This is a genomic window from uncultured Pontibacter sp., assembly GCF_947495565.1.
GTDB lineage: Bacteria > Bacteroidota > Bacteroidia > Cytophagales > Hymenobacteraceae > Pontibacter.
In genome coordinates, this window is the sequence record NZ_CANLZM010000004.1 from 100036 (window position 1) to 113044 (window position 13009).

The following is a 13009-nucleotide window of genomic DNA, read 5'->3' on the forward strand; positions in this document are numbered from 1 at the left end:
ATAAATGGCAGGTTTGCAGGCAGATATCAACCACGGGTTTCTTAAAAACTTTATTTCGGAAACTGTTTATTTAGTAGATGGCGATATAACTGTGCCTGCCCCTGCTGATCAAAATTTTGCACCTGCGGCAAAGGCCCAAGAAGTGGATGCTACCTCTCCGGCTACTGTATCTGCCCCAACCGAAACTATAGCGCCGGAACCGGTTTTAGAAATACAAGCGCCACAGGATACACCTAAAATTCCAAAGCAGGAGGCAAAGCAGCAAAAGTATAAACTCACTGGTGAAAACCGTAAAGGCGTTGTGGTGCTTGTTACGCTGCCGGAGACGGAGTATACACAGCTGCCGCAGTTGCAGTTTCTGCAGAAGATACTTTCAGCTATTGGTTTAAAGCCAGAGGATGTTGCTTATGTAAATAATGTATCGGGTGAGCTGTCGCTTTTTGAGGAGCTGCAGCAAGAACTGCAGGTAAACTACATCATCAGCTTTGCCAGCCGAATCGAAACGGCATTTCCTCATGATAAATTCACGCTTTATAACCCGGTGAAGGTTGACGACGTGCCTGTCATTTTCTCGCAATCTCTAAGTATGCTGGAGCATAATGTGGAGCATAAAAAGCTGCTATGGGGTGCACTGCAGAAGATATTTAATATTTAATAATCCAGTAATAAGTATAAAAAAGAGCGGCCTTCCTTACTTTGGGAGGCCGCTCTTTTTTATACTTATTTTTATATTCTGAGCTCGTTCTACTGCAGCAACGATTGCAGCTTATTTTCCAGCTCCTCTCCTCGTAAACCTTTTGCAACAATTTTTCCTTCCGGATCAATCAAAACTGTTTGCGGGATTGCAGTTACGTTATAAAGTTGTGCTGCGCTACTCTCCCATCCTTTTAGGTCAGAAACCTGAGGCCAGGTTAGTTTGTCTTTCTCAATGGCTGCCAGCCACTTATCCTCCGATTGGTCAAGCGACACTCCAAAAATCTCAAAGCCTGTGCCCTGATCCTTTAGCTTATTGTACATCTTTACCACATTCGGGTTTTCTTTGCGGCAAGGTCCGCACCAGCTAGCCCAGAAATCAATCAGTACATACTTTCCGCGCAGCGAAGACAGCGATTTTGTGCTACCGTCAGGGCTGGGAAGTGTAATATCTGGGGCAGTTTGGCCAACGGCAGTGCTGCGGTGAGGCTGCAAAAGCTCGTTTACCTTAGTCGTATACTTTGAATTAGGAATATGCTGGTTATACAGCGTTGCCATACTATCGGCAAAGGCAAAATCATTTACCGGATCTACCAAATTAGCCGTGCCAAACGCAGACACAACAGATTTTGGATGACTTGCTATAAATTCCTTGATCTGGTTCTGTAACCTGAAGTATTCGCTTCGCAAGCGCGCACCCTCTGCTTCATTACCTTCCTGCATTACTTTAGAGTACTGCTGCTCCAGCTCTGCTTGCTGCTGACGGGTTTCGGTCACCAGCTTGTTCAGCTCAATAAACAGCTTGGATTCTTCAGAGCCTTCCACTTTTGCGGTACCGTTCATATCCATGGCATCAGCTTCCACTACAATCTTGCCTTCTTCCAAAACAAGCATCACGCCATTCTGCTCATTCAGGGCAATACGGTACAGAGTGGGCTCCTCTACATTTCCTGAAAAACTAAAAGTACCTTCAGTGCCAACCTCTGCAGTGTCCCGCGGTTCAAAACTCTGTTCCCCCAGCTCGAAAAGGTAAATCTGGCCTGGGGTAGCATTGTTAAGTTTACCTTGTATCGTGTAGTTGTCCTCACCGTTTGTGGCGGACTTGTTACCCTGGCAACTGGCAAGTATGGCAGTAGCGCAGGCAACAGCAAACACGTTTTTAAATCTTATTTTTAGCATATTTATGCGTTAAGTTTCTCTCTAAGAAGTTGGTTCGTTACTTTAGGGTCGGCCTTGCCCTTGGTGGCTTTCATGATTTCTCCCATAAACATTCCAATCAGCGACTGCTTGCCGGCCTTATACTCCTCCACTTTAGCAGGATTATCAGCTAACACCTGCTGCACAATTTGTGCCAGTTCGTCCATATTAGATTCCTGCAGCAAATTCTGCTCCTCTGCAACGCGCTGTGCGGTGTAATCCGGGTGCTCCAGCATGAACGGGAAAACTTTCTTAGCCGCTACAGAGTGGCTCACTTTGTTCTCGTCAACTAAAGCGATTAGCTCTGCAATTTGTTCAGGCTTCAGCGGAAAGTCCTTGATGTGCAGCTGCAGCTCATTTAAGTATGATTTAACCGGCCCCATCACCCAGTTAGAAGCCGCTTTGTAGTTTTGAGTGTGCTGCGCCAGCTTTTCAAAGTATAGTGCAATTTCCTTTGCATCGGTCAGTACGGCTGCATCATACTCTGGTAAGCCGAATTCCGTTACAAAACGCTTGTAAAGCTCCTGTGGCAAACTTGGCATGGCTTCTTTCACAGCATTCAGCCACTCCTGCTCTATAATCAATGGCGGAAGGTCCGGCTCCGGGAAATAACGGTAATCATTTAATGTTTCTTTTGAGCGCATGGCCGTGGTAGAGCCGGTGTTTGCATCAAAGTTTCTGGTTTCGCCGTCAACTTTACCGCCATTCTCCAGCACCATGATCTGGCGCTCTATCTCGTGTTCGATAGCGCGTTGTACATTGCGGAAGGAGTTCATGTTTTTCACCTCTACCTTAGTACCCCAAAGCGGTGAGTCTTTCAGCATCACAGAGATGTTGGCATCGCAACGCAGCGAACCTTCTTCCATGTTGCCGTCACATATATCTAGGTAGCGCACCAGGCGCTTGATCTCAATCAGGTAGTTATATGCTTCCTCCGAATCCCGGATATCCGGCTCCGACACAATCTCGATCAGCGGAACACCGGCGCGGTTAAAGTCCACCAGCGTCTCAACCTCACCTGGCAAGTGCATCGATTTACCGGCGTCCTCCTCCATGTGGATGCGTGTGATACCGATATTTTTCTCCTCGCCGCCAGCGTCCTTAATTAAAAGATGCCCTTTTGTACAGATGGGCGTTTTGTCCTGAGTAATCTGGTATCCCTTCGGAAGATCGGGGTAGAAATAGTTTTTGCGGGCGTACACGTTATGCTTGGTGATCTCACAGTTCGTGGCCAGTCCCATTTTAACCGCCATCTCTACTACACGCTTATTCACACGCGGAAGCGTGCCCGGATGACCCAGCGTAATCTCGCTTAGGTTCGTGTTCGGCAGCATACCATACTCTGTCGAGTCAGATGAATAGGCTTTGCTGGCAGTAAGCAGCTGTGCGTGCACCTCTAAACCAATTATGGCTTGATATTTATCTCTTATCGCTTTATCCATTTCTTTAAGAAAGCTTGAAGTATGGGGATGGCCTAAAAACCCTTCTCCTATACTTCAATAATAATTATTATCCGTTAATTAAAGACTTTACAAGGTCAATTGCTTTGGCAGGCACTGCGCCCAAACCGGAAACATCTTTACCTCCCGCCGTGGCGTAGAAAGGCTGGCCGCCACCGCCGCCTTTAATCTCCTTGGCCAGTTCGCGCACCATCTGGCTCGCATTCATACTTTTATCCTGCACCAGGTTATCCGACAGCATAACCGCGATCTGTGGTTTTCCGTCAATTTCAGCGGCAAGTACAAGCACTAAGTTATCAACTACTTGGCGCATGTCAAAAGCTAGTTTCTTCAGGTAATCAGCAGAGCTCAGGTCTACTCGCTCCGTTATCAGGTTGATGCCGTTCAGTTGCTGTGCTTTTTGTGCAAGCGTATCCTTTAGGCTACTCAGCTGTCTCAGCTCAAAAGCCTCTAGCTGCTTCTGCATAGCTTTCAGATCGTCCTGCATTTTCTGTACCGCTCCCGATACGTTGCTCTGCGTGTTCAGCACCTCACGCACCGCATTCAGCTCGTTTAACTGCTGCTGCATATACTCTTCAGCTGCCTCAGCGGTGATAGCCTCGATACGGCGAACCCCGGCGGCTACAGAGCTTTCAGATATAATTTTGAAGTAGCCGATGTTGCCGGTGTTGTGCACGTGCGTACCGCCGCAAAGCTCTACAGAATAATCATTGCCAAAAGTGATGACACGTACAAAGTCGCCATACTTCTCTCCGAACAGGGCTGTGGCTCCCATTTCTTTGGCTTCGTCAATTGGAACATTACGGCGCTCATCCAACGGAATAGCCTGGCGCACGCGTTGATTGACGATATGCTCAATCTGGCGCATCTCCGCATCTTCTACTTTGGCAAAATGAGAGAAGTCGAACCGAAGTATTTTTTCGTTTACCAGAGAGCCGCGCTGCTGCACATGGTCTCCTAAAACTTTTCTTAAAGCGGAGTGCAGCAAGTGCGTAGCAGAGTGGTTTCTTCGGATCATGTTGCGGCGCTCAGCATCAATTTCAGCACTGAAGCCAGCCTCTACATTTTGCGGCAGCTTATTAGTAATATGAAGTATAAGATCGTTTTCTTTCTTGGTGTCCAGCACCTCTACTCGCTCGCCGTCTGAAACCAAAAAGCCAACATCGCCTATCTGCCCGCCGCTTTCAGCATAGAAAGGCGTTTTGTCTAGCACTATATGATATTCGCTTTTGCTTTTGGTCTTTACCTGGCGAAACCGCACAATATGCGAATCAGAGATATCGCAGTCGTAACCGACAAACTCGTTTACCACATCCGGCTGAAGGATAACCCAGTCGCTTTGCTCAGAGGCAGAGGCGTTGCGCGAACGGCTTTTCTGCTGCTCCATCTCCTTGCTAAAGCCAGCTTCATCTACTTTCAATCCCTTTTCACGGGCAATCAAAGCAGTCAAATCCAGCGGGAAGCCGAAGGTATCGTACAGTTCGAAGGCAGTTTTGCCATCGATGGTGTTGCTATTCTGCTTAAAGGTTTCCTCCAGGGCGTCCAGTCGCTTCAGACCGTTTTCCAGCGTGCGCAGGAAAGCATTCTCTTCCTCCTCAATCACGCGCTGTACAAAGCCCAGCTGCTGCTTCAGTTCCGGGAACACATGCGAAGTCTGTTCAGCAAGTACTTCTGTTAGTTTATACAGGAACGGCTTTTTAAAATCAAGGAAAGTGAAACCATAGCGAACTGCACGGCGCAGAATGCGGCGGATTACGTAACCGGCTTTATTATTGGACGGCAGCTGACCGTCGGCAATGGTAAAGGAGATAGCACGAATGTGGTCAGCGATAACGCGAATGGCGATATCCTGCTTCTCGTCCTGGCCATAGGTTATGCCAGCTTCCTTGGCCACATACTGAATTAGCGGCTGGAATACGTCGGTGTCATAGTTCGAGCGCTTACCCTGTATGGCCATGCACAAACGCTCAAAACCCATACCCGTATCTACGTGCTGGGCAGGCAGTTTTACAAGCGAGCCATCGGCCAAACGGTTGAACTCCATGAATACGTTGTTCCAAATCTCCACCACCTGCGGATGGTCGGCGTTTACCAGTGTCTTGCCATCCACCTGAGCGCGCTCTTCGTCCGTACGAAGGTCTATGTGTATCTCAGAGCATGGCCCGCATGGGCCGGTGTCGCCCATTTCCCAGAAGTTGTCCTTCTTGTTGCCCATCAGGATACGGTCTTCTGAAATCATGGTCTTCCAGATGTTGTAAGCATCCTGATCCCTCGGCAGGTTCTCAGACTTATCACCCTCAAAAACAGAAACGTACAGCCTATCTTTAGAAAGCTTGAATTCCTCCGTCAGCAGTTCCCAAGACCACTCCAGCGCCTCTTTTTTAAAATAATCGCCAAATGACCAGTTGCCCAGCATCTCAAACATGGTATGGTGGTAGGTGTCATACCCTACCTCTTCCAGGTCGTTATGCTTGCCACTCACACGGAGGCACTTCTGCGTATCGGCCACGCGCTTATAGGGCGCAGGTTTGTTGCCCAGGAAGTAATCCTTAAAAGGCGCCATGCCTGAGTTAATAAACATCAGGGTTGGGTCATCCTTCACCACAATGGGCGCAGAGGGCACAACCTGGTGTTGTTTGGAAGCGAAGAAGTCCAGGAACTTTTGTCTAATTTCAGCTGAGTTCATGTATGAGTGTTAAGCCTTTAGATACTAAGTGCTATACTTGTTGTTTAAGAGCGAAAAATATCTAATTTTTGCCAAATGGTAATGCCACTTTAAAAGCGCATGCCAACAAGTACATTACTGGCAAAAGTAGCATATTTAGCTGTAATCAGGAACTATTGCACAAAAATTACGCCTGCTTTGCCCGATAAACGACACGATTATGCCATACAAGGAAAAAGAGATAGAGAAGCAGTATTATACCATTGGCGAAGTTGCCACCATGTTTGACGTAGCCCCTTCCCTGATCCGCTTCTGGGAAACAGAGTTTGAGCAGCTAAAGCCGAAGAAGAACAAGAAAGGCAACCGCCAGTACACGCAGAAAGACATTGAAACGCTGCGCACAGTGTATCATTTGGTGAAAGAGCGCGGTTACACCATACAGGGAGCCCGTGATGTGATGAAAAACAAGCCGGTGCAGGCCAAAGATAAGATGGAAATTGTGGAGTCTTTGGAGAAGGTAAAAGCTTTTTTGCAGGGTATTAAAGAGCAACTGAACACTAAAGCCTAATTGCTTCGTAAGTTCTTTACTTATGGTGGAAGAACATAGTATTTATGAAATTGCTATTACCCGCATGCCTGGTGTGGGTGCGCAGCTTACGCGGCAGTTAGTAAGCTACTGCGGCTCACCCAAAGCTATTTTTGAGGCGTCTCCAGGCAAACTGCTGAAAATTTCCGGGGTTGGCCCTAAGCTGATCCAGAATATACAGCAACATGCCAAAGCCTCCTTGGTGCAAGCAGAGGAGTGGGTGAAACGTGCGGAGGCAGAGGATGTAAAGTTGCTATTCTATACGTCAGCCAAGTTTCCAGACCGGCTGAAGCAGATACCAGATGCCCCGACGCTTTTATACTTTAGAGGCAACGCTAACTTAAACCAGCGCCGCATCATCAGTATGGTAGGCACCAGGCAAATAAGCTCTTATGGCCAAACAGTAACTGAGCGCATAGTAGACGACCTGAAGCCATACAACGTGATGATCGTGAGTGGCCTGGCTTATGGCGTAGATGTGGTGGCGCATCGGGCGGCGCTGCAGGCTGGCCTACCTACTATTGGTGTAATGGCAAGCGGACCTGATATTGTTTATCCTGCCGTACATCGTAAGTATGCTGAGCGCATGCTATCTAATGGCGGTTTGCTTACAGAAAATCCTTTTGGCACCAAGCCAGATGCGCCTCGCTTCCCGGCCCGTAACCGCATTATTGCCGGCATGAGCGACTGCACTATAGTGGTAGAGGCAGCCATGAAAAGCGGCACACTCATCACCGCCGATATCGCTCACAGCTATGACAAGGAAGTGATGGCTGTACCGGGAAATATCACCTCTTCTGTATCTGAAGGTACGAACTACCTGATAAAATCCCTAAAAGCTGTTGCCTATACTTCGGTGCAGGACCTGGTGGAGTTACTAAACTGGGATTTGGAAGATGAGGCCGCACAAAAAAAGAAAGCCTCCTCTCCTGCTTTTGACCCCACCGAGTTTAATGAGGAAGAACTGAAGGTGCTGCAGGTGCTGCAACAGAGCCGCGAAGAACACATGGATAACCTGAGTTGGAAGGCGCAGGTGCCGGTAAGTCTCTTGGCTTCGGTGCTTTTAGGGCTGGAGTTTAAAGGAATAGTAAAAGCTATGCCGGGTAAGCGCTTTGTGCTATTATAATGTTTGTTGCCGTTGTCGTAAGTCCTCGTATACCTGCTGATACTGCGGCACCGGCAAGCCAAACTTTTCTGCCTCTCGGACGATATAGCCTGTCAAGTTCTCCAACTCAGTTCTGTTTCCGCTGGCAAAGTCACGCTCCATAGACGATGTAGCCTCCTGCGGCAACTTCTCCACTACTGCCAGGTTACGCTCCACCATATCCAAGGGTAAGTTAATACCTTTGGCTTTTGCCACCAGTACCAGTTCCTGCATCAGCTGCTGCAACTGTAGTTTTAACTCCTCATTCGCCATAATGCTGCCCATGCTTTTATGAGTCAGAGAGGTTAAACTAGCTACAGGTGATATAAACGAGAACTTCTCCCATACCTTCGCCTCTACTTCCTGCCCGTAGAATTCGTGGTTGATTCCAGCCTCGTCGAAAAGCCATTTTAGATGCTCTAGCTTCTCCTGCTTAAGCTTAGGGTTACCCCATACCAAGCGGTTGTATTTGCCCTGCACCTGCACGACACCGGGCGATTTTATACTTGAAATAATGTACACGCAGCCCCACAGCGCCTGCGCCTCCGGAAGCGTTGCTGCAGGTATTCTATACTTTCTATACCGTTCAGCAGCGGCAGCAGCAGCGTATATGAGTTTATACTTTCGGCAAACTGCTCGGCCACCTGCTCCAGGCTATAGCTCTTCACGCAGAAAAGTATGAGATCTAGCTGTCCCATTTGTTTTGGATCAGAAACCACTGAGTCAGGCTTTATTGTCTGCACTTCCTCTCCCAGCTCCAGTGTAAGACCATACTGTTCTATAGCTTCTTTATGTGCGCCTCTTGCAACAAAGATGATTTCATACTTATAAGTGCGCGCAAAACGCTGTGCCAACTTCCCGCCGTAATAACCGCCTACACCACCAAGGCCCACTACTGCAATTTTATACTTCCCCATAGTTGTTGTTATGTACCTGGCTTACTTTCTGGAATGACTTTCTGAAAACACAACTCTGCCCGCTACTTAAATTTTAGACAACCGAGGCTACAATTTCCTATAAATAAATGGAGCAAGAGGAGTTTAAATACCGTTCTGGGCTAAAGCAGCAGGCTTAAAAGCAAAAAGGCACCAGTAGCTACACGAGTGATAAACTCCAGCGCATCAGTAAGTATGGCATTTGGATTATTTGTAAAGGTAAGGAACTTCAACTTTCATTTGCCAAGCCTGGAAAGCAAAACGAGTTTTGCCTGTTGCGGCAGATGGCAGTAGCTATATTTTAAAGATCAGTTTTTTATTCGTCAAGCGTATCGCTGAGATCAAGCCAGTTGGGATTCATGGATTCTATGAGATGAATGGTGGAATCCTTGCTTTCTCCCTTAAGCTGCTGCTCCCTTGTAATGGCTTCGTCCTCGGCCTGGTAATGCTCATAGTACACCAGTTTCGGGGGGGTAGATGTACTTTTTCCCGGCTGGTCTGAGGGTTTAGAATGAGTGAGTTGGTGCAAATCTCCCGCTACACCAATTTCAACGTTTTGGCGGGGCTGATCACCAAAAATATAAACAAAATAATGTGGCTCCTGTGCTTGCATAACTTGACCTTCTTTTCGTAATGAATATACGGTTTACTGGCTGCTGCGTTGATACCTGGCAGCCATTTCTGAAGTATAATCTTCAAACGCTTTTACAGCACAACTAATATGTACCCCACCGCTTTTTTCTAATATTCGTAAAATTCAAACATCGCCACTAAACGATGCTTATGAATATATTAGATAAAGATTTCGCCTCAATAAGCGTTGATAATGAAAACAGCCTTATAGAAATAACCTGGCATCGGCAAACGACTGAAGATGAATTTAAGGAAGCTTATATACTGGGCCTGGAAACTGCCTTGAAAGAAAAGCTGCGTTTTCTGCTGTCAGATAACTCAAGAGGTATAAATCTGGTGCTGGCGCAGCAGCATTGGGTAGCAGCCTACGGAGCTAATATTGTACAAAGTCTTAAACTGGAGCGCTATGCCAGGGTTGTGCCGCAGGATGCTTTTCAGGAAGTGGTGTCCTATAAGATGTTTGACTGTGTTAGCCGAATAGATCATGGCCAAATGCAATTCAGAGTGTTTTATAGCAGAGAGTCTGCACTGAATTGGCTGTTAACGGACTAAATAAAAATCTCTCTATTTATACTATGAGCATCAACCCTAAACTACAGCAGTTACTGGAGAAAGTTTACAAGCCGAACACGCGGTACGACCAAAATTTTGCCGGCAAGGATATTACCTACATTACCAATGAGCTGGGCGAACCGGTCACGCTGTTTATCGGCAGGCGCAACGAAGATGGAAGTATAGCCGGTGAGCGGCTTGTACGGCGTATTGTGCGACAGCCGCAGGGTAACATAATTCTAAAAAGCCACTGGGAAAAGAAAGGCAACGTGCGCCGCAGCTAAAGCTACAGTTCTTCCAAGTCATAGTCTTTGCCCTTTCCATATTTAATGAGCTCGTTCAAGAAGTAATTCTCCAGGGTAAGCAAGTCCTTCACGCGATACATATTTTCCTCCGGCATGTCCATCACCTGAAACTCAAATGTTTCCCCGTAGTTTGTCAGTCGGTATTTTTTGCCTTTCCGGAGGTTGTCTATTGATATGGCCATGCACTATGTTTTGTCGAAATTGGATTACAACAAATATACGGGCAGCTTTAACAAATAACCTTTTAAATCATGAATTTCGCCCTGCTCCACAATTAAATTACACGCTGGAGTTTAACCATAGCTGCTGTGCAAGCCTGAGGATTCTCTTATCTTTGTGAAAAAAGTAAGAGTGCTAGAGATAATTTATGAAGATGCGTATTATGTGGCCATTAACAAACCGAATGGCTTACTTGTACACCGCACGCGCATAGCCGAAGAGAAAAAGGAGTTTGCCCTGCAAATGCTCCGCGACCAGTTAGGGTATCGTTTATACACCATACACCGATTGGATCGCGGCACGTCCGGGGTGCTGCTGTTTGCTAAGTCTGCTGAGGCGACCACACCTATTGTCCAGGCTTTTGAGGCCCGGGAGCCGGATAAAACATACTTTGCCATTGTACGCGGCTACACACCGGAGGCTGATGTGATAGATAACCCAATTCGCCCCGATAAGGACCACAAGCATAAAAATCCCCAAGATGCCAAAACCCGCTACGAACGTCTTGCTACCGTAGAACTTCCTATACCTGTGGGCAGGTACAGCACGTCACGCTACAGCCTGGTTAAAGTGATGCCGGAAACAGGGCGAATGCACCAGATACGAAAGCATTTTGCGCACATTCGCCACTATATTGTGGGTGATAAGCGCCACGGTGACTGGCGCCATAACAAGATGTTTCTGGAGGAGTTAGAAAGCTCTTATTTGCTTCTGCACGCAGCTGAACTGCAGTTTAAGCATCCTTTTACAGGCGAGGATATAAGTATAAAGGCCCAGATACCGCAAAATACGCTGCGCCTATGCGAAAAATTTAACTGGCTGGATGTGCTGGCGGAGCAAACTGCCCTACCACGGCCTTTGCCACAGCTTATAAGTTAAGGAAACGCTTCACCATCTCGACCTGCGTGCGAGCAACCAGATCGTTTTTGGCATTGGCATTCAGTACCATCAGCATATAAGCCATCGGAGAAAGGCGCCAGTCCTGCACTACCTCGCCATTTCTGGAGCGGTACACCACTTTAAAATTCTCCTGTAGCGGCAGGTGCATGCTGTTGCAAACTTCTGTGGCTCTTTTTATGGCCTGGCTGAGCTCATTCATACTTTCACAGCCGTGCTGCTGCAGCAAGTCAGAGGCATAGCAGGTGAGATCTTTTTCTGCAAGGCTGTCCAGGAAGTTATCCAGCGGAGAATAAGTACGCGATTGTTCAATGGTTACTAACATGGCAAAATTGGCTTGTAACTATACTTGTTATTTATGCTGCCCGTGCTTTGCGCATATCGCGTAGCCGCTCCAACAGCTCTCGTTCTTCTGGAGTGATGTTGGTTGGCAGCGCTACCTCTATTTTTACGTAAAGATCGCCGTGTTGGCTGGCTTGTCCGTAGCGTGGCATGCCTTTGCCTTTCAAGCGCAGGGTTTTGCCAGGTTGCGTGCCTGCCGGAATCCTCAGCTTTACCGGACTGCTCAAAGTGCTTACCTGAGCTTCGCCGCCAAGTATGGCTGTGTACATATCCAGTGGTAAAACGGTTGTCAGATCATCTCCATTACGCTCAAACGCTGGGTTCTGAAGCACGTGCACGTTAATGTATAAATCGCCCGGCTCGCCTCCTGCAGGTGAGGGTGCTCCTTTGGCTTTAATGCGTAAGACCTGACCATCGGCGACACCGGGTTTAGTAGTGATGCGCAGCTGTTGCTCGTTTACTTGCAGCAAACGGCTGGTGCCGGTAAAAGCCTCTTGCAGCGTAATCTCCATATTGGCTTGGTAGTCCTGCCCTTTCCGGGTTCTTTGGCCACCAAAACCGCCACGTGCGCCGCCACCGCCAAAAAACTGTTCAAAGAAATCTGAAAAGCCGCCGTTGCCCCCGCCAAACATATCCTCGAAATCACCGCCCTGGTAAGAGCCCCGGAAGCCGCCTCTAGGTTGGCCGTAATACTGTCCGCCAGCACCGCCTGCCTGCTGAAACTGCCGCCAGTTTGCTCCTAACTCATCATACTGCTTCCGCTTTTCCGCATCCCCCAACACTTCGTAAGCTTCGCTGATGTCTTTAAATTTCTCTTCTGCCTGTGGGTTGTCTTTGTTTTTATCCGGATGGTATTTCTTAGCCAGGGCACGATAGGCCTTTTTTATATCGGCTTGCGCTGCTTTCTTTTCTACACCTAATATTTTGTAATAGTCCTTGTATTCCATTGCTCACTTACAATTTCTTTATGATACGTCTGCTTTACAGCATAATGTTATCAAGCTATTTTGTTTTCTTACTTTTCAGTATTTGACGGCCGTTTAAACATACTTATCTTAAATCTTTATGAACTTGTTTAAAAAAAAAGCACCGCTTCTGCGGTGCTTTTCATATTCAGCTATTTAGCTTTTACTTAAATCGTGTCTGTTACAACCAGCAAGGCATGTATAATACCTGGCAGCACAAAAAGCAGCGTAAGTATGATGTTGATCCAGAACGATGTTCCGATACCATCATGCAGGAACACGGCCAACGGAGGCAGTAGGATGGCAAGTATGATTTCTACCACAGAGGTACGGGAACCGCTTTGGCGCATCATTTCTTTTACCTCCTTCTTCAGTTCTTTCTTTTCAGCCTTGGTCATGGTGTTGAGGCGCTCTTT

At 47.4% G+C, this 13009-nt stretch carries 16 protein-coding genes; 6 read left to right on the top strand and 10 right to left on the bottom strand.

What is annotated here, in order from left to right:
* Positions 1-4: 4 nt before the first annotated feature.
* Entirely contained in the window at positions 5-655 is a 651-nt protein-coding gene (locus Q1B04_RS06720; protein WP_299757161.1) for a hypothetical protein, read from the top strand.
* Between the two features lie 89 nt (positions 656-744).
* On the opposite strand, the gene Q1B04_RS06725 is transcribed toward Q1B04_RS06720, so the two are convergent.
* From Q1B04_RS06725 to alaS, 3 genes are all read right to left on the bottom strand, one after another.
* Positions 745-1872 carry a TlpA disulfide reductase family protein gene (locus Q1B04_RS06725; protein ID WP_299757163.1) on the bottom strand — a complete coding sequence of 376 codons (1128 nt, stop codon included), beginning with the start codon at positions 1870-1872 and terminating at the stop codon, positions 745-747.
* Positions 1873-1874: 2 nt separating this feature from the next.
* Entirely contained in the window at positions 1875-3332 is a 1458-nt protein-coding gene (gene gatB / locus Q1B04_RS06730) for an Asp-tRNA(Asn)/Glu-tRNA(Gln) amidotransferase subunit GatB (RefSeq protein WP_299757166.1), read from the bottom strand.
* Positions 3333-3399: 67 nt separating this feature from the next.
* Positions 3400-6036: an alanine--tRNA ligase gene (gene alaS, locus Q1B04_RS06735; RefSeq protein ID WP_299757168.1), complete on the bottom strand. Its 2637-nt coding sequence runs from the start codon at positions 6034-6036 to the stop codon at positions 3400-3402.
* Positions 6037-6235: 199 nt separating this feature from the next.
* On the opposite strand from alaS, the gene Q1B04_RS06740 reads away from it, so the two are divergent.
* Together Q1B04_RS06740 and dprA are read left to right on the top strand one after the other, a co-directional pair.
* Positions 6236-6583, top strand: coding sequence for a MerR family transcriptional regulator (locus tag Q1B04_RS06740; RefSeq protein WP_299757171.1), 348 nt, complete (start codon positions 6236-6238; stop codon positions 6581-6583).
* Positions 6584-6605: 22 nt separating this feature from the next.
* The gene (gene dprA / locus Q1B04_RS06745; protein ID WP_299757173.1) at positions 6606-7727 is read left to right on the top strand and encodes a DNA-processing protein DprA; all 1122 of its coding nucleotides are present in this window, start codon (positions 6606-6608) and stop codon (positions 7725-7727) included.
* Here the strand turns inward: dprA and Q1B04_RS06750 are convergent.
* The 3 genes from Q1B04_RS06750 to Q1B04_RS06760 form a co-directional block, all read right to left on the bottom strand.
* The gene (locus Q1B04_RS06750) at positions 7722-8267 is read right to left on the bottom strand and encodes a ketopantoate reductase C-terminal domain-containing protein (protein ID WP_299757177.1); all 546 of its coding nucleotides are present in this window, start codon (positions 8265-8267) and stop codon (positions 7722-7724) included. The two genes, dprA and Q1B04_RS06750, sit on opposite strands and share 6 nt — an antisense overlap.
* Positions 8246-8662, bottom strand: a complete 417-nt coding sequence (locus tag Q1B04_RS06755) for a 2-dehydropantoate 2-reductase (protein WP_299757179.1) — start codon at positions 8660-8662, stop codon at positions 8246-8248. The genes Q1B04_RS06750 and Q1B04_RS06755 overlap by 22 nt, the downstream gene beginning before the upstream one ends.
* A 334-nt stretch (positions 8663-8996) precedes the next feature.
* Positions 8997-9293 carry an excinuclease ABC subunit C gene (locus Q1B04_RS06760; protein WP_299757181.1) on the bottom strand — a complete coding sequence of 99 codons (297 nt, stop codon included), beginning with the start codon at positions 9291-9293 and terminating at the stop codon, positions 8997-8999.
* A 170-nt stretch (positions 9294-9463) separates the two neighbouring features.
* Here Q1B04_RS06760 and Q1B04_RS06765 point away from each other — a divergent pair, with 170 nt between their 5' ends.
* Entirely contained in the window at positions 9464-9865 is a 402-nt protein-coding gene (locus tag Q1B04_RS06765; protein ID WP_299757183.1) for an STAS/SEC14 domain-containing protein, read from the top strand.
* 23 nt (positions 9866-9888) lie between these two features.
* On the top strand, positions 9889-10149 hold the full coding sequence (locus Q1B04_RS06770; RefSeq protein ID WP_299757186.1) for a hypothetical protein: 261 nt from the start codon (positions 9889-9891) through the stop codon (positions 10147-10149).
* A 2-nt stretch (positions 10150-10151) separates the two neighbouring features.
* Here the strand turns inward: Q1B04_RS06770 and Q1B04_RS06775 are convergent, their stop codons facing one another.
* Complete coding sequence (locus Q1B04_RS06775; protein WP_299757188.1) at positions 10152-10352, bottom strand: hypothetical protein; 201 nt, start codon at positions 10350-10352, stop codon at positions 10152-10154.
* A 154-nt stretch (positions 10353-10506) separates the two neighbouring features.
* Here Q1B04_RS06775 and Q1B04_RS06780 point away from each other — a divergent pair, with 154 nt between their 5' ends.
* Positions 10507-11268 (top strand): pseudouridine synthase, encoded by a 762-nt coding sequence (locus Q1B04_RS06780; protein ID WP_299757190.1) that lies wholly within the window; start codon positions 10507-10509, stop codon positions 11266-11268.
* Here Q1B04_RS06780 and Q1B04_RS06785 read toward each other — a convergent pair.
* The 3 genes from Q1B04_RS06785 to Q1B04_RS06795 form a co-directional block, all read right to left on the bottom strand.
* Complete coding sequence (locus Q1B04_RS06785) at positions 11258-11611, bottom strand: hypothetical protein (protein WP_299757192.1); 354 nt, start codon at positions 11609-11611, stop codon at positions 11258-11260. The genes Q1B04_RS06780 and Q1B04_RS06785 overlap by 11 nt on opposite strands.
* Positions 11612-11642: 31 nt before the next feature.
* Positions 11643-12575 carry a J domain-containing protein gene (locus tag Q1B04_RS06790; protein WP_299757193.1) on the bottom strand — a complete coding sequence of 311 codons (933 nt, stop codon included), beginning with the start codon at positions 12573-12575 and terminating at the stop codon, positions 11643-11645.
* 185 nt (positions 12576-12760) lie between these two features.
* Positions 12761-12943, bottom strand: coding sequence for a YqaE/Pmp3 family membrane protein (locus Q1B04_RS06795; protein ID WP_046314625.1), 183 nt, complete (start codon positions 12941-12943; stop codon positions 12761-12763).
* Positions 12944-13009 lie beyond the last annotated feature (66 nt).